The following is a 26,085-nucleotide window of genomic DNA, read 5'->3' on the forward strand; positions in this document are numbered from 1 at the left end:
CGCTAGGTCCCAAATGACGAGGCGAGCGAACCCATCGTCAGCGCCCAGCCGTCGACCAGGACGAAGAGCAACAGCTTGAAGGGCATCGATATGATGTTCGGCGACAGCATCATCATGCCCAGCGACATCAGCGACGATGCGACGATCAAATCGATGATCAGGAAGGGCAGGAAGATCAGGAAGCCGATCTGGAACGCGGTCTTGAGTTCGCTGGTGACGAAGGCGGGCAGCAGGATCGAGAAGGGCACGTCCTTGGGGCTGGCATAGCTCGGTGCTTTCGCGATCTTTGCGAACATCATCAGGTCGGACCGGCGCGTCTGCTGCATCATGAAGCCGTGGAGCGCGTCGCCCGAGCGGGAAACCGCGGTGCCGATGTCGATCTGTTCCTGGCCATAGGGTTCGATCGCGACGCGGTTCACTTCGCTGATCACCGGCTGCATCACGAACAGCGAGAGAAACAGGCTGAGGCCGACGAGCACCTGGTTCGGCGGCGTCTGCTGGAGCCCGAGCGCGTGGCGCAGGATCGACAGCACGATGATGATGCGCGTGAAGCTGGTCATCATGAGCAGCAGCGACGGCAGCACCGTCAGCAGGCTCATCAGGACGAGGATCTGGAGCGAGAGGCTCAAGGGGCGGCCGTTGCCGCCGATTTCCTCGACCGCGCGCGTCAACCCGCTCGCTTCCTGCGCCAGCGCGGGCGTCGCGGCGGCGAACAGCGCAATGCCGCCTGCTAGGGCGGCGCGGCGCAGCCAGCGATGGCGCAGCGAAAGGCTCTTAGCCGGCGTCTTAGCCGACATGGAAATCGCCCTGGCTGTTGTCGGCGAGGCGGGTGACATTGCCGCGCGAGACCGACAGCAGGATCTGTTGCCCGGCGAATTCGACGACCGCCAGCTTGGTGCCGGGGCCGAGCGGGAGCACGCCGATCATCTCGACCGGGCGACCTTGCTTGGGCGCCCCGCCGGTCAGCGGCACGCCCATCTGGACGCGCTTCCACAGCCACAGGCTGCCCCACGCCATGCCGCCGACGAGCGGCAGCAGGATCAGGAGGCGCAGAATATATTCGAGCATCAGGCCCTCCGGTCGAAACCGGCGATGCCGCGATCGGGCGCGACGACTTCGGCGATCTGGATGCCGTAGCGGCCGTCGACGCTGACGATCTCGCCTTTGGCGATCAGCGTGCCGTTCGCATAGATGTCGAGCAGCTCGTTCGCGGCGCGGTCGAGTTCGACGACGCTGCCTTCCGACAGCGACAGAAGATCCGCGAGCGTCATCGACGTCGAACCGACCTCGACCGACACGCGCAGCGACACGCCCGCGAGCAGGTCGAAATTGGGCGCGCCCGCGATGCTCTTGTCGCGCCGGTCGGCCCGGGGCGGTGCTTCGGCCATGTCAGTCATTGTCCGGTCCTTCTTCGATACGTTCGATCATGATCGCGGCGTTGCCATTGGCTTCGCCGATGCTGCCGGACGCAAAATTGCGGCCGGCGACGGTTACTGGAACATTGCGCGGAATGGTTAACGGAATGATATCGCCGACCTCCAAAGAGAGGAGTTTGACCAAAGAAATTTCGGGACGCGCCAGAACCGAGCGCACGGGGACGCGAACCGTCTTGAGCGCGCCGTTCAGGGTCGAGGTCCAGACGGGGTCGACCGCGGGCACATCGCGCATCTCGGGGACCGGTTCGGCGCCCGCGATGCCGCGCAGCGCGGCCTGCGGATAGGCGCAAAGGATCGTCCGCCCCTCGAACACGCCGCCGCGCAGCGTGAAGCGCTGGACGACCAGTTCGTCGTCGGCGCGCACGGCGGCGAGCTTCGACGGATCGCTGGTGACGCAGTCGAGTTCTGGCTCGAGCCCCGACTTCCACGCCGCGGCGAGCTGCATGCCCATGTCGCGGCCGAGACGCGCGGCGAACCGCTCTTCGGCGTCGGTCAGGTCTTCGCGTTCGCCGCCATTCTGCCCCTTGCCGCCATAGAAGATGTCGACGAGCTGGAGCACCAGCGGGCGGGTCGCGGCGAGCAGCACCGGGCCGCGGAGCGGCGGCGCATGATAGCGCCAGAACAGGCCCGGCGCGACTTCGCTGCACCAGTCGGCGAAGCGCATCTGGACCGTGGCCGAGCGTTCGACATTGACCGTCGGCGCGCCGAGCGCGCGGACGAGATCGCGCAGGCTGCGCGCGAACTGGTTGCCGACGCTGTCGAGGACCGGGAAGGCATAGCTGTCCTCGGACTTGCGCAGCAGCAGCGACGCCTTCGCGTCGGCGGCCTGCTTGGCCGAGGCATCCACGGGTTTGGGTTCAAGGCTCACTGGATCACCAGGCTCGTGAAATAGACATTGTCGACGCCGCCGAAGCCTTCCTTCTCGCGAAGGACGTCGTTGATCGCGTTGGTGAGCTGGCGCTGGAGCAATTGCTTGCCCTGCGACGTCGAGAGCAGCGCCGGATCCTGTTCGGCGAGCACCATCAGCACCGCCGAACGGATCGGCACCTGCTGGCGCTTGATGTTGGTGACGACCTTGCCGTCATAGAAGGTCGACAGGCTGATCCCGACCTGCAGGAAGCCCGAGCCGTCGGCGAGATTGGTGGTGAAGGCGTCGGGGATCGGGACGTAGGTGATCTCATATTTGCCGGGATCGACCTTGAACCGGTCGTTCGGGACCGAGACGGTGCCGACCTTCAGCGGGGCTTCGCCGCCGCCCTCGCCGCCTTCGGCCGCGGCGGCTTCCTCGCCTGAGCTGCGGGCGACGAGCTTGGGGTAATGATCTTCGGGCTTCGCTTCATGCGCGCCGCCGAGGCCGCCGCCCAGATAGATGCCCGCGCCGGCGCCCGCGCTGATCAGCGCGGTGCCGCCGATGCCCAGCACCAGCAGTTTCTTCATCTTGCCGCCCTTCTTGGGTTCGGCGCCTTCGGGGGCTTTTTCCTTGCTCATGGTCAGGTCCTTCCTGGTCAGGCAAAGCGGCCGCGGCGGTCCGCGGTGCGTTCGTCTAGGGTGGAGTCCGCCTGCTCGGCGGCGGTTTCGATCAGATGGCTGGTGTCGGGCGCGCCGCTGCGGCCCTGTCCCGGGTTTTGCTGCTGGCGGCCGGCTTCGGCCGGGGTGTGCGTCACCTGCGCATCGGCGACGCGGACGCCCTGCTGGCGCAGGTCCTCGACCAGGCGCGGCTGCGCGGCCGACACGATCGTCGCGGTCGCCTCATGCTGGGTGTCGAGGCGGACGGTCACGCCTTGGTCGCCGCTCAGCATCGACACGTCGAGGCGGCCAAGGTGACGCGGCATCAGGCGAAAGCTGATGTCGCCCTTGTCCGATTTGGTCGCCGCGATATCGGCGGCAAGCTGCGCGATCCACTGATCGTCGCTGGTCAGGTCGAGCGTGCGCTCGGCGACCGGCACGGCGCGGACGGCCTCGGCGAGCGGGGCGGCGCCCTGCAGATCGGGCTGCGCGAAGAGTATCGTCATCGAGGCAGCGACATCGACCGCCGGCTTGGCGGGCTTGGGTTCGATGGCGGCGAAGACGACCGTCTGCTGCGGCTGCGCGGCTTCGGGCTTGGCCGCGGCCAGCGGCTGCGGCATGGCCGCGCTCGCAGTGGCTTGGCGGCTCGTCGTCGGCGCAGCGGGCTTAGCCGCCTTTTCCGTGACAGGCTTGTCGGCGGCGGGCATCGCGGTGGCGACGATCGTCGCGGCGACGGGCGCTGCGACAATTTCGGCGACCAGCGGCGCGGCGGGCTGGACCGGCGCGGCTGCGGGTTCGCCGTCCGTCCCGGTTTCTGCGTCTGCGTCGGCCACGAGGGCAGGCTTGTGAGTGACGGGCGTCGCGGCCTTGAGCGGGGTCGCCACGGCGATCAGCAGGCTGGCGGCGGATGCGGCGTCGCCGGGCGCGGGAGCTGCGTCGGGTTTGGCCGAAGGCGCGGGCGTCTTGATCGCTGCCGTTTCGGGCGTGGCCGCCTCGACTGCAATTGCGATGCCGGGTTGGGGCAGGCCGAACAGCGCGGCGGCCGGCGGCGCCGGGGTGGCGGCCGGAGCGGGCAGCGCTGCGACGCCGGGCGTCGGCGGGACGTCAGCGGTCCCCGGTGCGGTAAGCTGGACCGTGAACGGATTGGCGGCGCCCGGTGTGGCGCCCGGGGTCTTCGGCAGGCTCGCGAACAGCTGTTCGAAGCCGCCGTCTTCGGGCGTGCCGTTCGCGGGGGCTGCGGTTCCGAGCGCCGCGAGGATCGAGGCGAGGCCGGTCTGCGCCGGGGTCTGGCTGAGCGCGCCCATCATGCCGCACCGCCGTCGAGCAGGCGCAGGCTCATCGCGCGGCGGCGATGCGGGCGGTTGGCGTCGGTGCGGCGTTCCAGCTCGACCTCGGCCGAACGGCGGCTGCGTTCATAGAGGCGCACGGCCGATTCTTCTTTCACCATCGCGCTCTGCGCGACGATGCCGGCTTCGTCGCGGCGCACGCTGGCGTTGACGAGCGGGGCCGCGAGATTTTCCTTGGCCATGTCGAGCCGCATGCCGAGTTCGCCGATCGTGTTGAGCGCGCGGCCGGCAATGGCGCCCTTGGCCATCGCGAGGTCGGCGCGCAGCGCTTCGAGGCGCTTCGACAGTTCGACCAGGCTCGCGAGCTCGCCGGTGGCGCGGGCGAGATTGGCTTCGGCCATCTGATGTTCGACGGTGCGCACGCGAATGATACGTTTGCGGCGTGCGGTGCGGGCGTTCATGCAGAATATCCTTCGATCAGGGCCTGGCGGGAATTTTCGAAATCGACCTGTGCGTTCGCGGGCTGCGAGACGAAGGCCAGCTGGTGGGCGTGATGCGCGATCGCCTCGTCCAGCACCGGATCGGCGCCGGCGACATAGGCGCCCATCAGCATCAGGTCGCGATTCTCTTCATAGGCCGACCACAGCTGGCGAAAGCGCGCGGCGGCGGCAGCATGGTCGGGATCGACCGAATCGGCCATCGTGCGAGATAGCGAGCGCGCGACGTCGATCGCGGGATAGACGCCCTGCTCGGCAAGCGTGCGCGACAGGATGATATGGCCGTCGACGATCGCGCGCGCGCTGTCGACGACGGGGTCGTCGATGTCGCCGCCGTCGGCGAGGACGGTGTAGAGCGCGGTGATCGATCCGCCGGTCAGATTGTCGTTGCCCGCGCGCTCGACGAGTGAGGGGATCAGCGCGAAGGTCGAGGGCGGATAGCCCTTCATCGTCGGCGGCTCGCCGAGCGTCAGCCCGATCTCGCGCTGCGCGTGGGCGACGCGGGTCAGGCTGTCGATCAGCAGCAGCACCTTCTTGCCGTCGGCGCGGAACGATTCCGCGATCGCTGTCGCGCGCATGGCGGCGCGCAGGCGGAGGAGCGGCGGATGATCGGCGGGCACCGCGACGACGACCGACTTCTTGCGGACCGCGGGCGGCAGCTTGGTTTCGACGAAGTCGCTGACTTCGCGGCTGCGTTCGCCGATCAGGCCGACGACGATCACGTCGCATTCGGTGCCGGCGATCATCTGGCCCATCAGCACCGACTTGCCGACGCCCGAGCCCGCGATGATCGCGACGCGCTGGCCTTCGCCGACGGTGAGCAGACCGTTGATCGCACGCACGCCCATATTGAGCGGCTTGGTCACGCGGCCGCGGCGCAGCGGATTGACCTTGCGGCCGGCGAGCGGCCACTGGAACTGCGACTTGACCGGCGGGCGGCCGTCGAGCGGATTGCCCTGCGCGTCGATGATACGGCCGAGTAGCGCCTTGCCGACGGGAACCATCGAGCTGGCGCCATGCGGTTCAACCGGCGCGCCGGTGACGAGCGGCATGTTGGTGTCGAAGGGGAGGACAAGGCTGCGGTGACCGCGGAAGCCGACGACCTCGCCATAGACATAGTCGCCCGTCGCCGACTTGATACGGACATTGCTGCCGAGCGGCTGCGGGAAGCCCGACACTTCGAGCATGATGCCCTCATGCGCGACGAGCGTGCCGATCCGGCGCGGGCTGGCGTCGGCCAGATCGACGGGGGCGAGCAGATGTTCGGCCGAGAGGGCGAGGCGGCGCGTCATGCGTCGACGCCTTCGCCGCCGAGCGCGGCGCGCAGCTCGGTCAGATAGACGGCGCGGCCATGTTCGATCCAGCCGGCCGAGGTCTCGATGCGGACGGTGCCGCGGATCATCGACGGGTCGGCCTCGATCGGCAGCGCAAGCGGGGCCTCCATCAGCAGCACGGCGTCGGCGGGATGGACCCACAACGTGCGCGCCTTGTCGGCCTCGGCGACCATCGCGGCGGCGGTTTCGGCCTGCGCCTTCAGCCATTCGGCGTCGATTGGGGCGGTGTCGACAATTTGACGCACCAGCCGCTCGACGGTTTCGGCGATCAGCTGCGCCAGTTCTTCGCTGGGTTCGTCCTGCAGCGCTTCGGCGGCGGCGACAAGCGCGAGCAGCTGGCCGCGTTCGACCGCAAAAGCGGTTTCGGCGAGGCGCTGGCCTTCGGCAAGTCCCAGCGCAAACGGATCGTCGGCTTCCGGTTCGGATTCGACATCGAAGGCCATCGACGGGCGCGCGGGCGCGCCGCCGAAGTTGAGCGGACGGAAGCCGCGGCCCTGCGCCATGGCATTCGCCAGCGAAATGACGGTCGCTTCGGCCGAACGGTCAGACATAGTCGTCGCCCGCCCCCGCGATCATGATTTCGCCCGAGGCGGCCATCTGACGGACGATCTGCATGATCGCCTTCTGCGCCTCGTCGACATCGACGCGCTTGACCATCGTCATCTCGGCCATCTCGTCGCGGATCGTTTCCGACGCGCGCTTCGACATGGTGGCGAGGCAGCGGTCGACCATATCCTCGTCGGTGCCCTTGAGCGCGATCGCGAGCTGCGCCGCGTCGACCGAGCGAAGGACGGTGCCGAGGTTCTTGGCGTCGAGATCGCGCAGATTTTCGAAGATGAACATCTCTTCCTCGATCGTCTGGGCGAGAATCTTGTCGCTCTTCTTGAGCGCCCGGATCGTGCGTTCGCTGAGCTGCTTCGGCATCTTCTTCATGATCTTGGCGACATCGCTGGGTCCGCCGATCGCCTGCTTGGCGACGCGCTGGCCGCCGACATTCGCGCTGGCGAGCACGGCTTCCAGATCCTCGATCGCGGCGGCGGGAACGGCGGTCAGCTGCGCGGCGCGCAGCACCAGTTCGGCCTGCAGCGTCTCGTCGAGAATTTCGATCGCACGCGCGGCGACGTCGGGTATCAGCACCGACAGGATCAAGGCGCCGACCTGCGGATGTTCGTTGGCGAGCAGCGCGCTGATCGCGTCGACATCCATCCAGCGCAGCATTTCGAGCGACGCGGCGCTCGACTGCGGCGCGACGGCGGCGAGGATATTGTCGGCGCGCACATTGCCCACGGCCTGATTGATCACCGTGCGGATGCGCACGTCGGCGCCGACCGCGAGCGCGCTGACGCCGCGGCTCTGGTTGACGAACTGGTCGAGCGCCTGCTCGATCTGGCCTTCGCTGGCGTTCGCGGTGTCGAACATCGACTTGGCGAGCTGGCGCACTTCGTCGGCATCGAGATGCTTCAGGATCGTCGCGGCTTCTTCTTCCTCGAGCAGCATCAGCAGGATGGCGGCGGCCGAGGCGCCTTCGAGTCCGGGCTTTGCCTTCAAAGCGGGAGCGTCCATGTCGACTTCGTCAACCACGCGCGCCCTCCTGCATCAGCTGGCGGACGACGAGCGCAGCGCGCGCCGAATCCTGGCGGACGAAGGCGCGGACGAGGTTGGCGCGCGCTTCATAGCTCGGCGCGGCCTCGATCATCTCGAGGGTGATTTCACGGTTGCTGCCGGCGCTCGGCGCGGCGAGCGCCTGGCGGTCGGCGACCGCGAGCAGGCTTTCCTCGATCTGCGTCTCGCGTTCGGCGCGGGCGGCGGCGCGGGCCTTCGCCGACTTGATCATCGGGCGACCGATGAACAGGAAGGCGAGCAGCGCGGCGACGATCGCGCCGACCTGCTTGAGCAGCGGCATGAACCAGCTCTCTTCATAAAAAGCGGGGGCGACTTCTTCGACCTTGGCGAAGGGGCGCTGGCTGATCGCGACCTGGTCGCCGCGGGTGGCGTCGAAGCCCACCGCGCCCTTCACCAGCCCGTCGATCTTGCTGATGTCGGCCTGCGTCAGCGCCTTCTTGCCCTGATTGAGCGCGACCGCGACCGACACGCGCTTCAAGCGGCCCTGCGGATTGTGCGTCACCGAAATCTCGCGGCCGACTTCATAGGCGCGCGTGGCGTTTTCGTTGCTGTTGGTCTGCGCGGCGGGCGCGGCACCGGGGGCCGAGGGAAGCGGGGCCTTGTCGGTGACGGTCGAGGCCTGCGGCGGCTGGTTCGACAGTGCGCCGGGAATGCCGACGGCGGGCGCATTGCCTTCGCCGCTGACGGTGCGCGTGACTTGTTCGCTGGTGAGCGCGCGGTCGTTCTCGGGGAAGCTTTCGCGCGTCGCCTGGCTTTCGGACATGTCGACGTCGGCGTGGACTTCGACGGTATAATTGCCGGCGCCGAGCATCGGCCCGAGCAGCGTGTCGAGCGCGCGGCGGAAACGGTCCTCCATCTGCGTCTGCAACTGGAAGGCCATCATGTCGCTGCTCGATGCAGTGTCCGACAGCAGCGCGCCGCGCTGGTCGATCACCGAAACCTGGTCGGCGTTCATGCCGGGGACCGACGAGGCGACGAGGAAGCGGATTGCCTGCACCTGGCCTTCGCTGAGCGAACGGCCGTTCTGCAGCGTCAGCATGACCGACGCGGTTGCCGGCTTGTCGTCGCGGACGAACAGGCTCGGCTCGGCGGCGGCGATGTGGATGCGGGCGGTCTTGACCGCGTCGATCGCCTCGATCGTGCGGGCGAGGTCGGCTTCGCGCGCCGAGCGCAGCGTTTCGCCCTCGATCGCGCGGCTCGACCCCATCGGCAGCGAGGCGATCAGGCTGTCGCCGCTCGGCGCCGCCTTGGGCAGGCCTTGGCCTGCCAGCGTGATACGCGCCTGATGCAGCTTGTCGGCGTCGACGGTCAGCGCGCCAGTGCCGGGGTCGATCGTGTGGCCGATGCCCGCGGTCTGCAGCGCATCGGCGACCGCGGCCTTGTCGCCGTCGTCGAGCCCCGCGAACAGCTGCGCCTGCGGCGCGGCGGCGGTCATGAAATAGGCAAGCGCGGCGATGCCGATCGCGCTGGTCATCGCGATCGCGGGCAGCGCACGCTGGACGGCGGGCTGGCGGACGAACTGGGTCAGCGGCGCGAGCCGGTTGCCGCCCATGATCGGGGCGGGCAGGCGGTTCGGATGTCCGTTGTCGACGGAGGTAAGGGTCTGAGCTTCGGCCATGGGTTACACCGGCATGTTCATGATGTCGCGATAGGCGGAGAGGAGCTTGTTGCGGACTTGCAGCGTGGTCTCGAAACCGAGCGAGGCCTTCTGGCGCTCGATCATCACGCTGACGATGTCGTGCGTGTCGCCGCGCTCATAGGCTTCGCTGAGTTCGCTCGCCTTCGCCTGCTGAGCGTTGACCTGTTGCAGCGCATTGCTGATCGCGGCGCCGAAATTGGGGGTGCCCCCGACCGCGCCGGCGCCATCGTCGAGGCCGCCGGCGGCGCCGCGGCCCGCGGCGCGCTGCAGCGCCTGGTTCTGATTGAGAATCGTGCTGCGCATCTGGAGCAGCCGGCTCGGGTCAATCGTGCTCATGGTGTTTTATCCGTCCGAATGAGCGGCATCGCGCCGCACACAAAGAGTGATGCAAAGCGCGTGCCAAAATATTATTTGGCGGATTTCCAAGGGAATGAGCGTCGGGAGGCGAGGCTTAACACGCCTTTCGGCATTTTTTTGACGCCGCCGCTTAAGCCCCGCCGCCGTTCGCCGTTACTGCTTTCGTGACCGCTCCTCGAGCCCTCACATCACGGGAATGGCCATCGAGGCCGGAAAGGAACAACATGACTGTCATCAACACCAATGTGAGCGCGCTCCGCGCCCAGAACAGCTCGCGTGTTGCCGAGCGCATGCAGTCGCAGGCGATGGAACGCCTGTCGTCGGGCAAGCGCATCAACAGCGCCAAGGACGACGCCGCCGGCCTCGCCGTCGCGACCCGCATGAATGCCGCTTCGAAGGGCTTCTCGCAGGCGATCCGTAACGCCAACGACGGCATTTCGCTCGCGCAGACTGCCGACAGCGGCGCCGCCAGCATCTCGGACATCCTCGTCCGCATGCGTGAACTGGCGATGCAGGCGTCGAACGGCACGCTCGCCGACGCCGACCGCGCGCTGGTGCAGAAGGAAGTCACCGCGCTGATCTCGCAGATCGGCGACATCACGACGCAGACGACCTTCAACGGCAACAAGCTGCTCGACGGCAGCGTGGCGGCCGGCTTCGATATCCAGACGGGTATCAACGCCACCGAAGTCGTGAATATCACGATCGGCAACCTCACGGCCACGACGCTTGGCGTCAACGCCCTGTCGGTCGCGACCGCTGCCGGCGCCAGCGGCGCCTTGGCGACGCTCGACACCGCGATCACCACGGTTGCCGGCGAACGCGCCAACCTCGGTGCGCAGCAGAACCGCCTGACCTCGGCGGTCGACAACCTCGCATCGCGCGTCACCAACCTCGACGAATCGCGCTCGCGCATCGAAGACACCGACTTCTCGGCGGAATCGACGAAGCTGGCCGCTGCGCAGATCCTGTCGCAGGCATCGACCGCGATGCTCGCGCAGGCGAACCAGAGCGCCCAGGGCGTGATGAACCTGCTTCGCGGCTAAGCGATAAGGGTCGCAAACAAGTTCAGGCACTATTTGGTTGGTCCCTTTAATGCCTGATCGGACGCCCCGGCTCCCCACAGCCGGGGCGTCTTTATATTCTGTTTCGGGGTTGCCGAACAGGCGCGGTTCCAGCCCGCTCCCCGCGTGAGCCGGGACAAGACCTCCTCAATGAAAATCCCGCGACTTGGGCAGGATGCGGACATTGCGCGGATGGCCGTGCCGCTGGGCATAATCGCCCTCCGACCGCCCGCGCGGCACCTGCGGATGCTTGACCTCGTCGGCGCGGCAAAGGTCGGGTTCGAAGCGGCGGTCGCTGCCTAAAGCATCGAGCATCGCGGTGCGATCGACGATCCGCGTCGCCATCAGGTGGAGGACGCCCTCCTTGCTGCGCTGCACCTCGCCTTCGGCGAGCATCAGCCGCGACGCCATCACGGCGCGGCGATAGCGTTCGAAATGGCGCGCCCACAGCAATATGTTGACGACCCCGCCCTCGTCCTCGAGCGTGATGAAGATCGCATTGCCCTTGCCCGGCCGCTGGCGGATCAGCACGACCCCCGCGGTGCGTACGACCGACCCGTTCTTCGCCGCCGCGACCTCGCTGGCGCTCAATATGCCCTCGCGCGCGAGGTCGGCGCGCAGGAACGCCATCGGATGCCCTTTCAGCGACAGCCGCGTCGTCTGGTAATCGGTGAGCACATGCTCGACCATCGGGGTCGGCGGCAGAGCGGCATCTTCCTCGAAGCCCAGCTCTTTCGCCTCGGCCGCGCCGAACAGCGGCAACACGCCCTGCCGCACCCGCCGCGCATCCCACAGCGCCGGCCGCCGGTCGAGCCCCATCGACCGGCACGCGTCGGCATCGGCGATCAGCCGCAGGGCGCGCGACGGCAGGTTGGCCCGCCGCGCGAGTTCTTCGATCGAGGCGAAAGGAACGGTGCCGCGGGCATCGGCGATCGCCTTCGCCCACTCCTCGCGAAACCCGTCGATCTGCCGGAAGCCGAGCCGCAGCGCGAGACTGCCGTCGCCGCGCCGCTCGAGGCTGTTGTCCCAACCGCTCGCATTGACGTCGACCGCGCGCACCTCGACGCCATGCCCCTGCGCGTCGCGCACAAGCTGCGCGGGGGCGTAGAAGCCCATCGGCTGCGAATTGAGGATGCCGCAGGCGAAGACGGCGGGGTGGTAATGCTTGATCCATGACGAAACGTAGACGAGGCGCGCAAAGGATTGGGCATGGCTCTCGGGAAAGCCGTAGCTGCCGAAGCCCTCGATCTGTTTGAAACAGCGTTCGGCGAAATCCTGCTTGTATCCGCGTGTGACCATCCCCCCGACCATCTTCTCGCGGAAATTGTCGATCGTGCCGACATTCCGAAAGGTCGCCATGGCGCGGCGCAGGCCGTTGGCTTCTTCGGGTGTGAAGCCGGCTGCCGTGATCGCCAAACTCATCGCCTGCTCTTGAAACAGCGGCACACCAAAGGTGTCGCCCAGAACTTCGCGCAATTCATTGGGATCATGGGGCGGAGCGGGAGAAGGGTATTCGACTTCCTCCTCCCCGTTGCGGCGGCGCAGATAGGGATGCACCATGTCGCCCTCGATCGGTCCGGGACGCACGATCGCGACCTGCACGACCAGATCGTAAAGTTTCCGGGGCCGCAGGCGCGGGAGCATATTGATCTGCGCGCGGCTTTCGACCTGAAAGACGCCGATACTGTCGCCCCTGCACAGCATGTCGTAAACGGCCGGATCTTTGGAATCGATGTCGAGCTCCAGCGTGTGGTCGCCCAGCCCATGTTCGCGCATCAGGTCGTAGCATTTGCGGATGCAGGTCAGCATGCCGAGTGCGAGCACATCCACTTTCATCAGACCAAGCGCGTCGATGTCATCCTTGTCCCATTCGATGAAGGTGCGGTCCTCCATCGCGGCGTTGTGAATCGGGACCAGCTCGTCGAGCCGGCCTTCGGTAAGCACGAAGCCGCCGACATGCTGGGACAAATGGCGCGGGGCTTTCAGCAGTTCGCCGACGAAGCGATGGAGACGTTCGATCTCGCCATTATGCGGGTCAAGCCCTGCCTCGACCATCCGTTCGACCGGCACCTCGTCCCCCCAGCTTCCCCAACTCGTGTCGGCGAGCCGCGCCGTGACATCTTCGCTGAGCCCCAGCGCTTTGCCGACCTCGCGGATCGTGCTGCGCGGGCGATAGTGGATGACGGTTGCGGCGATCGCGGCGCGATCGCGGGTGTAGCGGTCGTAAATATACTGAATGACCTCCTCGCGCCGCTCATGTTCGAAATCGACGTCGATGTCGGGGGGTTCGTCACGCTCGGCGGAGACGAAGCGTGAGAAGAGCAGCTTGTGCTCGTCCGGATCGACCGAGGTGACGCCGAGCAGAAAACAGACGATCGAATTGGCGGCCGATCCGCGCCCCTGACACAGGATCGGCGGCTCCTGCGCGCGTGCGAAGCGGACGAGATCGTAAACGGTCAGGAAATAATAGACATAGTTCCGCCTCCGGATCAGGCGGAGTTCGTTGCCGATCATCTTGCGGATTTTGGGCTTCAGCGGCGCGCCATAGCGTTTCTCCGCCGCCGTTTTCACCAGATGATGGAGATAGTTGAAAGGTTTCCAGCCCGGCGGCACCGGCTCGTGCGGATATTCGTAGCGAAGGTCGTTGAGGTCGAACTTGATGCGGGCGAGCAGTTTGGTGCCGGCGTCAATCGCCTTCGGGCTTTGTGCGAACAGCCGCCTCATTTCGGCGGGCGCTTTCAGGTGGCGTTCGCCATTGGCGCGCAGCAGTTTGCCTGCCTTCTGAACAGTCACGCCTTCGCGGATGCAGGTCACGACATCGTGAAGCGGACGGTTGGCAGGAGTGGCATATAAGGCGTCATTGGTGGCGAGCAGTGGCACGTTGGTGACGGCCGACAGGCGTTGCAGCTCTACCAAGCGCCGGGCGTCAGACCCTGATTGCGGCATCGTCGCTGCCAGCCACACCGACTTTGGCCGTACCCGTTTGAGGGTATGGAGTAATGCTTCGTCGCCTTCCATCGCGATTAATAGCAGATCCTCGCAATGGTCGAGGAGGTCGCCCAGTTCGAGAATACACTCGCCCTTCTGCGCGCGCAGATTTCCGGTCGACAGGAGGCGGGTCAGGCGGCCCCAGCCATGGCGGCTTACCGGATAGGCCACGATGTCTGGCGTGCCATCGGCGAAGACGAGCCTTGCACCGACCACCAGCCGGAATCCCTCGACCATCTCGGGCCTCTTGACCTGCTGGTCCTTTAGGAAGGCCCATGCCCGCACCACCCCCGCGACGCTGTTGCGGTCGGCGATGCCGATGCCGGTCATGCCGAGCGCCAGCGCCTCCGCGACCATCTCGGCGGGATGCGAGGCGCCGCGCAGGAAGCTGTAGTTGGTCGCGGCGACCAGTTCGGCGAAGCCGGGATCGGGCGGCAGCTCGGGGGCGGGCGCTTCGGTCATGCGAACACCCCGTGGATATACCAGCGCGGGTCGGGCTTTTCGTCGTAGAGGCCGTGGCGGAAGAGCCAGTAGCGGCGGCCCTGGACGTCCTCGACGCGGTAATAGTCGCGCGTCAGCCCGCCATTGTCGCGGCGGCGCCACCATTCGGCGGCGATGCGCTCAGGGCCTTCGTAGCGGCGCACCGCATGCGTCGCGCGGCGCCAGCGGAACTGGTGCGGCGGGCCGTCGGGAACCTCGGCGATGACCTCGATCGGCTGCGGCGGGTCGAACAGGTGAAAGGGGCGCATCGGCGGCTCGCCGGGATCGGGGGTCTGCCAAGGGAGCGGGGCCGGGGCGTCGATCGCGGGGAGGGCGAGCTGCGCCTGCTCGGGGATATGCGTGTCCTCGGCCATCAATTTTTTGACACGCCGCCGCCCGAGCCGCGTCGTCATCCGGTCGACGAGCTCGTCCATCGCCGCTTCACGGACTTCCCCGCCTTCGAGTTTCAGCTGAGTCGCGCCGAGCGCGTCGAGGCGCGGGACGGCGAGGCGGATCATGTCGAAGCCGAAGCCGGGATCGAGCGGGTCGGCGAGGCCGTCCATCCGTTCGGCGAACAGGCGCATGACGAGACCGGTGTCGCGCGTCGCATGGCCGGTTTCGACGTCGATGCTGCGCGCCAGCCCGTCGCTGCGAAAGAAGGTCGCGCGGAAATGGCGGCCGCCCTTGCCGCGTTCGGCAAGGTCCGCGATCGCTTCCTCGGCGAGTTCGGCGAGCACCCTGGTCGCATGCGCGGTGCTGCCGATCGGTTCGGCGAAGCGGCGCTCGGCCGCGACGGGGGGCGGCGCGATGCGCGGGTCGAGCGGGCTCGGCGCGTCGCCCAATATCCGTCGCAGCGCCATCGCCGCACCGGCGCCGAAGCGCGCGGCGATATTCGCCATCGGGCGGCTTGCCAGATCGCCGATCGTCTTGAGGCCGGCGCGGACGAGCGCGGTCGTCGCCTCGGGTTCGAGCTCCAGGGCGAGTACCGGCAGCCGGCGGACCGCACCGGCTTCGTCGGGCGCGGGGCGCGTTTGATAGCGCGCGAGCGCGCGCGCCGCGTCGGCGGTCGGACCGAACGCGTGACGGACGGTCATGCCGAGCCGCGACAGCCGCAACTCGGCATCGGCGATCAGGCCCGCCTCGCCACCCACCAGATGCTCGGCCCCTGCGATGTCGAGGATCAGCCCGTCGGGGGCATCGAGCGCGACGAGCGGCGTGTAGCGATTGCACCCCAGGGCGAGGCGGTCGAGCCAGGCGTGGTCGGCGACCGGATCGTGCTGGACCGTGATCAGCTTTGGAAGCTGCGCGCGGGCATCGGCCAGCGGCATGCCGACGCGGAGTCCGGCCGCCTGCGCGTGTGCGTCGACGCTCGCGATGCGCAGCGCGCCGCGCTGCTTCTCGGCAAAGGCCAGCGGGGCGTCAGGCCGCCGCGGCGCCGTGCGACAGAGCCGCTCGGCGGGCAGGTACGGGAAGAAGAGCGCCAGATAGCGCCGGCTCGCCCCGATTTTGGCCGAATCTTTGTTCGTCATGCTTCCAGTCCAGTCGCCAGCGGCCGCCCGCGGGGCCGGCGCGCCAACGCAAGAGTTCAAGGTCGAAGGCAGGCGCGCCGGGCGCATTGGCCTCGAGCGGGCGCGACGCGGCGGCGGCGACGCTCCAGCGCGTCTCGGCGACGCTCGGTGCCGGCACGGCGTTGAGGCGCAGCATCAGCAGGATCGTCCCCGCATCGCGCGCGCCGAGCGCGAGGCGGCGGCCAGCGGTCAGGTCGAGCAGGGGGAATTTCCCCCAGCTTTCGACGATCACCGCCGCGGATCCGGCGCAGCGGATCGCGTCGTTCGCGCAGGCGAGCAGCAGCTTGGGATCGGGGGTCTCGACAAGGAGCAGCCGGTCGGGATCGCCGCCGAGTTCGGCGATACCGGGGGCATAGATATGCCCGGCGCGGCCTGCGGCGTCGGCGGTGCGCAGCCAGATGAGCGGCGCCTGGCCGGGAGTGCGGAGCGCGAGCAGCGCGGCGAAGGCCGCGGCGCTCGTCCCGTCGAGCGCGTCGGCCGCGTAAAATTCATGTGTCTTGCCGATCGCGAGCCCGCCGCCGACCGCCGCGTCGAACCCCGCGTGCCCGCTCGCCAGCCAGCCCTCGGCCGGGTGGCTTGCCTGACCACCATCGGCGGCCAGCCGGGCGATATGCTGGCGCAGCCCGGCGAGAGATTGGGACGACTCGTGCATCTTTGTTCCTGATTTGTTCTATTAGCGCGCGAGCGGGGGCCATTGTCAAGACATGCGGCGTTGTGCCGATTTATCTCACACAAAGAGGGCATCTGCGCTCGCATGTTTCGCATCATGAACGCGCCGTGGCCGATTTGGCGGGACGAAGTCCGGCCCATGTCGTCAAGCGGCGATAAGACCATGCTGCGGCGGGAACTGCCCTCTTTGTGCTTTTGTGTGAGATTTTCCGAGAACGGGCCTTGCGGCCAAGGATCTTCGCGCCTTCGCGTGAAATATTCTAGCGCACCGCCGCTTCAGACCCGGCGCCGCTATCCCCACCCAGCGCGCGGAACAGCGCGATTCGGGTGCTGACCAACAGCAGCTGCGTCCCGATCTCGCTCCGCCGCGCCGAATAGAGGCTGCGCTGGGCGTCGAGGCTGGCGAGGAAGCTGTCGACGCCGCCCTTGTAGCGCGCGTCGGTGAGCATCGCGGTGTCGGCTGCCGCCGAGGTGTTGGCCGCGGCGGCGCGGACCCGCTCCGCAATCGTCCCCTGCACCGCGAGCGCGTCGGCGACCTCGCGGAAGGCGGTCTGGATCGCGCCTTCATAGCTCGCGAGCGCGGCGTCGCGCTGCGCCTTGGTGACATCGACCCCGGCCCGGCGGCCGCCGAAATCGAAAATCGTCGCGCTGGCGTCGCCGCCGACCGAATAGTTGAACGATCCGCCGTCGAACAGGCTCGACAGGGCATCGCTCGCAAAGCCGAGCAGCCCGGTGAGCGATATCCGCGGGAACAGGGCCGCGCGGGCGACGCCGATGTCGGCATCGGCGGCGCGCAGGCGATATTCGGCCTCGATCACGTCGGGACGGCGGAGCAGGATTTCGGAGCTGACCCCGGCGGGAAGCTGGACGATTCCCGGCGTCACCTCGGCAAGGCCGGCAGGAAGCTGCGCCCGGTCGAACTCGGCGCCGACGAGCAAGCGGATCAGATTCTCGTCCTGCGCGAGCAGGGTCTTCTGCTGGGCGATCGAATCCTCGGCGGTGGCGAGAATCTGTTCGGCCTGGCGCAGGTCGGTGCGCGGGGCGACGCCGCCGTCGAGCCGCGCCTTGGTGAGGCGCACGCTTTCGCGGGCATTGGCGGCGGTGTCCTCGGCGATCTTGAGGAGGTCGCGGTCGGCGCCATAGGTAGCCCAGGCGCTCGCAAGGTCGGCGATCAGCGCGAGGCGGACGGTGCGCGAGGCGGCCTCGGTCGCGAGCGCGCGGTTGCGGTCGGATTCGGCGGCGTTGGCGAGGCGGCCGAACAGGTCGAGCTCGAACGCCGTGATCCCACCGCGCAGCGAGAAATCGCCGCCGCCGCCCCCACTGCTGCTTCCCCTGCTACCATTGTCCGAATAGCCCGCGCCGGCGCTGACCCCGAGTTCGGGGAATTGCCCCGCGCGGCTGACGCGCGCCTGCGCCCGCGCGGCGGCAAGGTTGGCATAGGCGACGCGAAGATCGCGGTTGTTGACGAGCGCCTGCTCGACCAGCGCCTGCAGCCGCGCGTCGGTGAACACCGTCCTGAACGACAGGAGCGGCAGCGCCGCCTCGCTCTGGAGCAGATAGGCGTCGCCAACCGGCCAGCTTTGCGGCACCGGCGGCGTCGGCAGCACGGTCTTGGGGGCGAGCGAACAGCTGGCGAGCAGCAAGGGCGCGGCGATCAGGAGTGGGGCGCGTTTCATGCCGTTGCCTCCGCTCCGCCCTCTTTCTTGCCCCAGCGGCGCCGCACCGCGGCGAGCCCGTCGCGCACGCCGCGACGCACGAGGACGAAGAAGAGCGGGATGAAGAAGATCGCGATGAAGGATGCGGTCAGCATGCCGCCGATCACGGCGGTTCCGATCGCCGCGCGGCTGTTCGCCCCCGCGCCGGTCGCGATCGCCAGCGGCAGCACCCCGAAGATGAAGGCGAAGCTCGTCATCAGGATCGGGCGGAGGCGAATGCGCGCCGCCTCGACCGCCGCCTCGATCACGCGCTTGCCCTTTTTCTCTTCCTGCTCGGCGAACTCGATCATCAGGATCGCGTTCTTCGCCGCGAGCCCCATCGTCGTCAGCAGGCCGATCTGGAGATAGACGTCATTTTCGAAGCCACGAAGATTCACCGCGATCACCGATCCGATCAGCCCAAGCGGAATGACGAGCAGCACCGCAAAGGGGATCGACCAGCTTTCGTAGAGCGCGGCGAGGCACAGGAAGACGACCAGCAGCGACAGCGCATAGAGCAGGGGGGCCTGCCCCGACGACAGCCGCTCCTGATAGGAGGAGCCCGACCAGGCGACGCTCGTCCCCGGAATTTCGCCCGCCATCCGCTCCATCTCGTCCATCGCCTCGCCCGAGCTGGTGCCGGGCGAAGGCTGGCCCGAGATTTCGAACGCGGGGACGCCTTGGAAACGCGAACTGCTGCTCGGCGTCGTCGACCAGCCGGTCTTGGCGAAGGCCGAGAAGGGCGACATTTCGCCGTCTGCCGAGCGGACATACCATTGGCCGAGGTCTTCGGGACGCGCGCGATAGGGGGCGTCACCCTGGACATAGACGCGCTTGACGCGCCCCTTGTCGATGAAATCGTTGACGTATCGCCCGCCCCACGCGGCCGCGAGGGTCGAATTTACATCGGCGTTATCGATGCCGTAGGCGGTCAGGCGCTGCGTATCGATGTCGATCTTGAGCGTCGCAACGTCGGGAAGGTCGGACAGGCGCACCGAGGTCAGCTTGGGATTCGCATTCGCGGCAGCAAGCAATTTTTCGCGCGCTTCGACGAATTCTGCGCGGCTCATCCCGCTGCGGTTCTGGAATTGCATCGTGAAGCCCGACGCATCACCGAGCCCGCGTACCGAGCCCGGCACGAGCGCGAAAATCTGCGCGTCGCGAAGGCCGCTCAGCGCCTTGCGCGCGCGATCTGCGATCGCGTCGGCGGTGTTTTCCTCGCCCGGCCGGTCGTCCCAATGGGTGAGGTTGACGAAGCCCTGGCCAGTGTTCTGGCCCACCGCCCCGCCGCCGCCGCCGCCACCCGCGACGAGGAAAAGCGCCTGCGTGTTCGCCTTTTCGGCGGTCAGCATATATTTCTCGATCGCGTCGCGGACTTCGAGCGTCCGGCCCTGCGTCGCGCCCGCCGGCAGACGGAACTGCACCTGCACGCGCCCCTGATCCTCGTTCGGCAGGAAGCCGCTCGGCAGACGCAGGAAGAGCAAGGCGAGCGCGACGAGCAGCACTGCATAGAGGCCGAGGAAAAGCCATTTGCGGTCGACCACCTTGGTCACGCTGCCGACATAGCGGTCCACCGAATTGTCGAAGCGGCGATTGAACCCGTTCTTCGCGCGCTCGAGGAAAGCCTGCACGCGAGGAAAGCGGCTGCCTTGTACCGGGGCGTCGCCATGGCTCTTCGGCTTGAGCAGGCTCGATGTCAGCGCGGGGCTCAGGATCAGCGCGACGAGCACCGACAGCGCCATCGCCGAGACGATCGTGACCGAGAACTGGCGGTAGATGACCCCGGTCGATCCGCCGAAAAAGGCCATCGGCAGGAACACCGCGGACAGCACGAGCGCGATCGCGATGAGGGCGACCTGCAGCTCCTTCATCGACTGGATCGTCGCTTCGCGCGCCGACATGCCGGGATTCTCTTCCATCAGCCGTTCGACATTCTCGACCACGACGATCGCGTCGTCGACGAGCAGGCCGATCGCCAGCGTCAGCCCGAAGAGCGTCAGCGTGTTGATGCTGAATCCGAGGAGGTAGAAGACCGCGAACGTGCCCAGCAGGACGACGGGCACCGCGATCGCGGGGATCAGAACCGCGCGCCAGCTTTGCAGGAAGACGAACATGACGATCACGACCAGCAAAATCGCCTCGAACAGCGATTTCTGGACTTCGCTGACCGACAGCCTGATGAAGGCGGTCGCGTCATTGGCGTAGCTGTAGCTCAGCCCGTCGGGGAAGTCTGCGGCCAGTTCCTCCATGCGGGCCTTGACGCGGTCGGCGGTTTCGAGCGCGTCCGAACCCGGCGACAGCGAGATCGACATGCCGGCGCCCGGATGGCCGTTGATGCGGACGACCGTGCTGTAACTTTCCGCGCCGATCTCGACGCGCGCGATATCCTTGATCCGCACCGACGAGCCGTCGGGTAGCGTTTTGAGCACGATATTTTCGAATTGTTCGGCGGTCTGCATCCGCGACTGCGCGGTGACGGTCGCGTTGAGCATTTGCCCCCGCGGCGAGGGCAGGCCGCCGACTTCGCCGGCCGCGACCTCGCTGTTTTGCGCAGTGATCGCCGCGATTACGTCGCCCGGCATCAATGATACGGCGGCAAGACGCTGCGGATTCAGCCAGATGCGCATCGCGTGCGGCGCGCCGAAGATGTTGACATCGCCGACCCCCTCGACGCGCGACAACGGGTCCTGAATATTCGATGACAGATAGTCGGAAACGTCCTGAAACGACCGCGTGTCGGTGGTGTCATAGACCCCGACAAGCAGCAACGTATCCGAATTGGCCTTGGTGACGCGGATGCCCTGGCTTTGCACCTGCGCGGGCAGGCGCGAAAGCGCCGACTGGATTTTGTTCTGCACCTGCACCTGCGCAATGTCGGGGTCGGTGCCCTTCGCGAAGATTGCGGTGATATTCGCCTGCCCGCGCGAGCTCGATTGCGAGCTGAAATAGAGCAGGCCGTCGATCCCGGTCAGCTGCTGTTCGAGCACCTGCGTGACGCTGTTCTCGATCGTTTCTGCCGAAGCGCCCGGATAGGTGGCGCGGATGTTCACCTGCGCCGGGGCGATGTCGGGATATTGCTCGATCGGCAGCGCGCGCAGCGCGCCAAGGCCGGCAAGCATCACGATGATCGCGAGCACCCAGGCAAAGATCGGCCGTTCGATAAAGAGGCGCGACATGGGGCGTTATTGTCCTTTCGCCGCACTGTCCCCGGCCGCGCCCTTGCCTGCGGGCGCCCCCACCCGCTGTGCGCTGCTCGCAGGAACCGGCTTGATCGGCGCCCCCTGTTTCAGATTGCCGACGCCTTGCGTGATCACCTTGTCGCCGGGCTTCAAACCGTCGGTGACGACCCAGTTGGCGCCGGACGTGCGGTCGGCGACGATCTTGCGCCGCGCCGCCTTATTGTCCTTGCCGACCAGATAGACGAAAGCCGATCCGTCGAAGTCGCGCTGCACCGCGGCCTGCGGCACGAGGATCGCGCTCGGATTGATCGCCTGGTCGAACATGGCGGTCACGAACATGCCGGGGAGCAACAGCCCCTGCGGATTGGGGAAGCGCGCGCGCAGCGTCACCGTGCCCGTGCCTTCGGCGACCGTCACTTCGGAGAATTGCACGGTGCCGACGAAGCCATAGTCGCTGCCGTCCTCCAGCTTCAGCCGCACCGACGTGCTGCCCGCCGCCACCCCGCCGCTGGCCAGCGCCTGGCGCAGGCGGGTGAGGTCGGCGCTCGACTGCTGCATGTCGACATACATCGGGTCGGTCTGCTGGATCACCGCGAGCGGCGTCGCCTGCCCCGAGCTGGCGAGTCCGCCCGGGGTCACGAGGCTGCGCCCGATGCGGCCGCTGATCGGCGCCGACAGCGTGGTAAAGCGCAGGTTGATGCGCGCGGTTTCGAGCGCCGCTGCATTCTGCGCGACCGCGGCGCGCGCGCTGCGCGCCTGCGCCAGCGCATCGCTGTAATCCTGCTGCGAAACCGCCTGGATCTTGGCGAGCGGCTCGAAACGCCTGGCCTTTTCCTCGGCCGCCTGCGCGCTGGCGCGGGCGCTGGCGAGATTGGCGACTGCCTGGTCGACTGCCGCCTGATAGAGGCTCGGGTCGATCTGGTAGAGCGGCTGTCCGGCACGGACGAAGCCGCCTTCGGTGAACAGGCGGCGGCGGATGATGCCGCTGACCTGCGGCCGGACTTCGCTCGTCTCGAAGGCGACGGTGCGCCCGCCGAGCGAGGTGGTCAGCGGCACCGGTTCCTGTTCGACGACGACATAGCCGACCTGCGGCGCGCGGTTGCCGCGGCCTTCCTCTTCCTTGCCCGAGCAGGCGCCGAGCGAAAGCGTCGCGATGCAAAGGGCTCCGAGAAGGAGCAGCGGCTTGGATTGGAGCATTCGAAAAATTCCGTCTCGGATAGGCCGGCGGCTGGGGACTCGGCGCTATTCAACCCATTGCAATGCACCATGCAAGCGCTTTCAGGCACTTGCGACAAAGTGCGACACTTTTGGTTGCTGTTGGAATCATTCGGGCACCAGCAAGCCCCGGCTCTCCCTTACCTCGGCGTCAAGCCAGTCGATGAACGCCCGCATGCGCGGCTGCGGCGCAACGTCGCGGTGCAGCGCCAGCCAGAAGGCGCGCGCGATCGTCTGATCGGGGCGCACGCGGACCAGCGCGGGATCGTCGCCCGCGAGGAAGCAGGGCAATACGCCGACCCCTGCGCCGCCCGCGATCATCCGCCGCTGCGCGAGGATCGATGAGGAGCGGACATTGGCGCGGAGCCCGGGTTCGATCTCTCCGAGGTAATCGAGTTCGGGGGCATAGAGGATGTCGGGCATATAGCCGATCACCGGGATCCCCGCGCGCGACAGCGGCGCGGCGGCGACCGCCTGTTGCCAGTCGGGACGGTCGGCGGGCGCATAGAGGCCGAGGCTGTAGTCCGACAGCTTGCGCGTGATCAGCGGACCCTTACGCGGTCGCGCCAGCAGCACCGCCATATCGGCCTCGCGCCGCGAGGGGTTGAGGAAGCCCGACGAAGCGACGAGGTCGATTTCCAGCTCGGGATGCGCGGCGACGAAGCCCGCGAGGCGCGGCGCGATGAAGCTGTTACCGAAGCCTTCCGAGACGCTGACACGCAGCAGCCCCGACAGCGCCGAGCCGCCGGACTGCGCCGAGTGAATGCGCGCGGCCGCCGCCGCCATCGCTTCGGCGTGCGGAACGAGCGCCCGGCCCGCCGCGGTCAGAACGAACCCCGTCGGCGCGCGTTCGAACAGGGTCTGCTGGAGCGCCGCCTCCAGCGCGCTGACCTGACGGCTGACCGTCGTCGCATCGACGTGCAGCGCCGCCGCGGCGCGCGCGAGTGTGCCATGGCGCGCGACGAACAGGAAATATTGCAGCTTGTCCCAGTCCATAAGCTGCAAATATGCAGGATATGCCTGCAAGTCTATCCCTTGCAATCGCGTCGTAACTCGGCTGTGGCAGCGGCAAGATTTTACGGGAGACTCGGATATGCGACAGATCGACCACCACATCGTCGGCGGGGCCGGCGGTAGCAGCCGTTTCGGCGACGTCCTCGACCCCAACAACGGCGGCGTACAGGCGCAGGTCGCACTCGGCGACCGCGCCGTCCTCGACCGCGCGGTGGCGGCAGCGAAGGCCGCCCAGCCCGCCTGGGCGGCGACCAACCCGCAGCGCCGCGCGCGCGTGATGTTCGAATTCAAGCGCCTCGTCGAAGCCAATATGAACCAGCTCGCCGAAATGCTTTCGAACGAGCATGGCAAGGTGATCGCGGACTCGAAGGGCGACATCCAGCGCGGGCTGGAGGTCATCGAATTCTGCTGCGGCATCCCGCATGTGCTGAAGGGCGAATATACGCAGGGCGCGGGTCCCGGCATCGACGTCTATTCGATGCGCCAGCCGATCGGCATCGGCGCGGGGATCACCCCGTTCAACTTCCCCGCGATGATCCCGCTCTGGATGGGCGGCGTCGCGACCGCGACCGGCAACGCCTTCATTCTGAAGCCCAGCGAGCGCGATCCCTCGGTGCCGGTGCGCCTGTCGGAGCTGTTCCTCGAAGCCGGGATGCCCGAGGGCATCTTCCAGACCGTCCATGGCGACAAGGAAATGGTCGATGCGATCCTCGATCACCCCGATATCGGCGCGGTCAGCTTCGTCGGCTCGTCGGACATCGCGCATTATGTCTACAACCGCGGCGTTGCGAACGGAAAGCGCGTGCAGGCGATGGGCGGCGCGAAGAACCATGGCATCGTCATGCCCGACGCCGACCTCGATCAGGTCGTGAACGACCTGACCGGCGCGGCCTTCGGTTCGGCGGGCGAGCGCTGCATGGCGCTGCCGGTCGTCGTCCCCGTCGGCGAGGACACTGCGAACCGCCTGCGCGAAAAGCTGGTCCCCGCGATCGAGGCGCTGCGCGTCGGCGTGTCGACCGATGCCGAGGCGCATTACGGCCCCGTCGTGACGCAGGCGCACAAGGACAAGGTCGAGGGCTGGATCGCCAAATGCGCCGAGGAAGGCGCCGAGCTTGTCGTCGACGGCCGCGGCTTCACCTTGCAGGGGCACGAGAAGGGCTTCTTCGTCGGCCCAACCTTGTTCGACCATGTCACCACCGACATGGAATCGTACAAGGAAGAGATTTTCGGCCCCGTGCTCCAGATCGTCCGCGCCCCCGATTTCGAAACCGCGCTCGAACTGCCGTCGAAGCACCAGTACGGCAACGGCGTCGCGATCTTCACGCGCAACGGCCATGCCGCGCGCGAATTCGCGGCGCGGGTCAATGTCGGCATGGTCGGCATCAACGTGCCGATCCCCGTGCCCGTCGCGTACCACACCTTCGGCGGCTGGAAGCGCTCGGCGTTCGGCGACACCAACCAGCACGGCATGGAAGGCGTGAAGTTCTGGACCAAGGTCAAGACCGTCACCGCGCGCTGGCCCGACGGTTCGCCCGACGGCGGCAACGCCTTCGTCATTCCGACCATGGGATAATCCGGCGTTGCTACGCCGGTTGCTTCTCCCTCTGATGCTTCTGTCGCTGCTGCCGGTCCCGGCGGCGGCGCAGAAGATGATCGCGCTGTCGTTCGACGACGTGCCGCGCGGCCGCGGCGCCTTTTTGACGCCCGAAGAACGCACGAAGCGGATCATTGCGGAACTGAAGAGGGCGAAGGCGCCGCAAGCGGTGTTCTTCGTCAATCCCTGCCGGATCGGCACGGGAGACGGTGTCGGCGGGGCCGAACGGATCGCGGCCTATGTCGCGGCGGGCCATGTCATCGCCAATCACAGCTGCACGCACCCGCATCTGAACGCGACGACCGCCGAGGCCTATCTCGCCGACATCGACGCGGCCGAGGCGTGGCTGAAGAGCCAGCCCGGCCATCGCCCGTCGTTCCGCTTCCCCTTTCTCGACGAAGGCGGGCGCGACAAGGCGAAGCGCGATGCCTTGCGCGCGGGGCTCGCGGCGCGCGGCCTCCGTAACGGCTATGTCACCGCGGAAAGCTCGGACTGGCGGCTCGAGGCGCTCGCCGCCGACGCGGTGCGCGAGGGGAAGGCCGTCGATCGCAAGGCGCTGGGCTCGCTCTACGTCCGCTGGCATGTCGAAGCTGCCGATTTCGCCGATGGGCTGATGCAACAAGCCATCGGCCGCCAGCCCGTGCATATGATGCTACTCCACGAAACCGATCTGGCGGCACTCCATATCGGCGATCTCGTTCGCGCGCTGCGCAAGGGCGGCTGGACGATCGTCAGTGCCGATGCGGCCTATGCCGACCCAATCGGCACGCTCATGCCCGACACTCCCGCCGCGAACGGCACGCTGACCGAAGCGCTCGCGTGGGAGAAGGGCCTGCCGGCGCCGCGCTGGTATCGCTATAATGAAGAGGCGCCCGCGATCGCCAAATTCCGCGCGAAGGCGCTGCATGAGGGGGCGGGCAAATGAAACCTGCTTCACCTGCC

General features: G+C 67.5%; 22 protein-coding genes. 3 read left to right on the forward strand and 19 right to left on the reverse strand.

The window, feature by feature from the left end; genetic code table 11:
- Positions 1-2: 2 nt before the first annotated feature.
- Genes fliP through fliE form a run of 12 tightly spaced genes read right to left on the reverse strand, consistent with a single transcriptional unit; the run spans position 3 to position 9,657 of the window.
- Positions 3-797 (reverse strand): flagellar type III secretion system pore protein FliP, encoded by a 795-nt coding sequence (gene fliP, locus ATE67_RS06360; RefSeq protein ID WP_058815911.1) that lies wholly within the window; start codon positions 795-797, stop codon positions 3-5.
- Positions 787-1,068: a flagellar biosynthetic protein FliO gene (locus ATE67_RS06365; RefSeq protein WP_058815912.1), complete on the reverse strand. Its 282-nt coding sequence runs from the start codon at positions 1,066-1,068 to the stop codon at positions 787-789. The genes fliP and ATE67_RS06365 overlap by 11 nt, the downstream gene beginning before the upstream one ends.
- The gene (gene fliN / locus ATE67_RS06370; RefSeq protein ID WP_058815913.1) at positions 1,068-1,397 is read right to left on the reverse strand and encodes a flagellar motor switch protein FliN; all 330 of its coding nucleotides are present in this window, start codon (positions 1,395-1,397) and stop codon (positions 1,068-1,070) included. Before fliN ends, ATE67_RS06365 begins: the two co-directional genes overlap by 1 nt.
- Positions 1,390-2,304, reverse strand: a complete 915-nt coding sequence (locus ATE67_RS06375) for a FliM/FliN family flagellar motor switch protein (protein ID WP_058815914.1) — start codon at positions 2,302-2,304, stop codon at positions 1,390-1,392. Before ATE67_RS06375 ends, fliN begins: the two co-directional genes overlap by 8 nt.
- Entirely contained in the window at positions 2,301-2,924 is a 624-nt protein-coding gene (locus ATE67_RS06380) for a flagellar basal body-associated FliL family protein (RefSeq protein WP_058815915.1), read from the reverse strand. Before ATE67_RS06380 ends, ATE67_RS06375 begins: the two co-directional genes overlap by 4 nt.
- A 17-nt stretch (positions 2,925-2,941) precedes the next feature.
- The gene (locus ATE67_RS06385; RefSeq protein ID WP_082660238.1) at positions 2,942-4,249 is read right to left on the reverse strand and encodes a flagellar hook-length control protein FliK; all 1,308 of its coding nucleotides are present in this window, start codon (positions 4,247-4,249) and stop codon (positions 2,942-2,944) included.
- Entirely contained in the window at positions 4,246-4,689 is a 444-nt protein-coding gene (locus tag ATE67_RS06390) for a hypothetical protein (protein ID WP_058815917.1), read from the reverse strand. The genes ATE67_RS06385 and ATE67_RS06390 overlap by 4 nt, the downstream gene beginning before the upstream one ends.
- Entirely contained in the window at positions 4,686-6,017 is a 1,332-nt protein-coding gene (locus ATE67_RS06395; RefSeq protein WP_058815918.1) for a FliI/YscN family ATPase, read from the reverse strand. The genes ATE67_RS06390 and ATE67_RS06395 overlap by 4 nt, the downstream gene beginning before the upstream one ends.
- The gene (locus ATE67_RS06400) at positions 6,014-6,610 is read right to left on the reverse strand and encodes a FliH/SctL family protein (protein WP_058815919.1); all 597 of its coding nucleotides are present in this window, start codon (positions 6,608-6,610) and stop codon (positions 6,014-6,016) included. Before ATE67_RS06400 ends, ATE67_RS06395 begins: the two co-directional genes overlap by 4 nt.
- Positions 6,603-7,640: a flagellar motor switch protein FliG gene (gene fliG / locus ATE67_RS06405; protein WP_058815920.1), complete on the reverse strand. Its 1,038-nt coding sequence runs from the start codon at positions 7,638-7,640 to the stop codon at positions 6,603-6,605. The genes ATE67_RS06400 and fliG overlap by 8 nt, the downstream gene beginning before the upstream one ends.
- The gene (gene fliF, locus ATE67_RS06410; protein ID WP_058815921.1) at positions 7,633-9,300 is read right to left on the reverse strand and encodes a flagellar basal-body MS-ring/collar protein FliF; all 1,668 of its coding nucleotides are present in this window, start codon (positions 9,298-9,300) and stop codon (positions 7,633-7,635) included. Before fliF ends, fliG begins: the two co-directional genes overlap by 8 nt.
- Positions 9,301-9,303: 3 nt before the next feature.
- Positions 9,304-9,657 (reverse strand): flagellar hook-basal body complex protein FliE, encoded by a 354-nt coding sequence (gene fliE, locus ATE67_RS06415; protein WP_058815922.1) that lies wholly within the window; start codon positions 9,655-9,657, stop codon positions 9,304-9,306.
- Positions 9,658-9,902: 245 nt separating this feature from the next.
- Here fliE and ATE67_RS06420 point away from each other — a divergent pair, with 245 nt between their 5' ends.
- A complete protein-coding gene (locus tag ATE67_RS06420) occupies positions 9,903-10,724 on the forward strand; it encodes a flagellin N-terminal helical domain-containing protein (RefSeq protein WP_058815923.1) in 822 nt (273 codons plus the stop codon).
- A gap of 165 nt (positions 10,725-10,889) precedes the next feature.
- On the opposite strand, the gene ATE67_RS06425 is transcribed toward ATE67_RS06420, so the two are convergent.
- From ATE67_RS06425 to ATE67_RS06455, 7 genes are all read right to left on the reverse strand, one after another.
- Positions 10,890-14,192 carry an error-prone DNA polymerase gene (locus tag ATE67_RS06425; protein ID WP_058815924.1) on the reverse strand — a complete coding sequence of 1,101 codons (3,303 nt, stop codon included), beginning with the start codon at positions 14,190-14,192 and terminating at the stop codon, positions 10,890-10,892.
- Positions 14,189-15,739 (reverse strand): Y-family DNA polymerase, encoded by a 1,551-nt coding sequence (locus ATE67_RS06430; protein ID WP_058815925.1) that lies wholly within the window; start codon positions 15,737-15,739, stop codon positions 14,189-14,191. The genes ATE67_RS06425 and ATE67_RS06430 overlap by 4 nt, the downstream gene beginning before the upstream one ends.
- On the reverse strand, positions 15,630-16,430 hold the full coding sequence (locus ATE67_RS06435) for an ImuA family protein (protein ID WP_058815926.1): 801 nt from the start codon (positions 16,428-16,430) through the stop codon (positions 15,630-15,632). The genes ATE67_RS06430 and ATE67_RS06435 overlap by 110 nt, the downstream gene beginning before the upstream one ends.
- A 277-nt stretch (positions 16,431-16,707) precedes the next feature.
- Entirely contained in the window at positions 16,708-18,123 is a 1,416-nt protein-coding gene (locus ATE67_RS06440) for an efflux transporter outer membrane subunit (RefSeq protein WP_058815927.1), read from the reverse strand.
- A complete protein-coding gene (locus ATE67_RS06445) occupies positions 18,120-21,317 on the reverse strand; it encodes an efflux RND transporter permease subunit (protein ID WP_058815928.1) in 3,198 nt (1,065 codons plus the stop codon). The genes ATE67_RS06440 and ATE67_RS06445 overlap by 4 nt, the downstream gene beginning before the upstream one ends.
- A gap of 6 nt (positions 21,318-21,323) precedes the next feature.
- Complete coding sequence (locus ATE67_RS06450) at positions 21,324-22,517, reverse strand: efflux RND transporter periplasmic adaptor subunit (RefSeq protein ID WP_058815929.1); 1,194 nt, start codon at positions 22,515-22,517, stop codon at positions 21,324-21,326.
- A gap of 126 nt (positions 22,518-22,643) precedes the next feature.
- Positions 22,644-23,531 (reverse strand): LysR family transcriptional regulator, encoded by an 888-nt coding sequence (locus ATE67_RS06455; RefSeq protein ID WP_058815930.1) that lies wholly within the window; start codon positions 23,529-23,531, stop codon positions 22,644-22,646.
- Positions 23,532-23,628: 97 nt separating this feature from the next.
- On the opposite strand from ATE67_RS06455, the gene ATE67_RS06460 reads away from it, so the two are divergent.
- Positions 23,629-25,122, forward strand: a complete 1,494-nt coding sequence (locus tag ATE67_RS06460; RefSeq protein ID WP_058815931.1) for a CoA-acylating methylmalonate-semialdehyde dehydrogenase — start codon at positions 23,629-23,631, stop codon at positions 25,120-25,122.
- A gap of 34 nt (positions 25,123-25,156) precedes the next feature.
- Positions 25,157-26,068 carry a polysaccharide deacetylase family protein gene (locus ATE67_RS06465; protein ID WP_058815932.1) on the forward strand — a complete coding sequence of 304 codons (912 nt, stop codon included), beginning with the start codon at positions 25,157-25,159 and terminating at the stop codon, positions 26,066-26,068.
- The last annotated feature ends 17 nt before the right edge of the window (positions 26,069-26,085 follow it).

The organism is Sphingopyxis sp. H050 (assembly GCF_001468265.1).
In the GTDB taxonomy this organism is placed as follows: domain Bacteria; phylum Pseudomonadota; class Alphaproteobacteria; order Sphingomonadales; family Sphingomonadaceae; genus Sphingopyxis.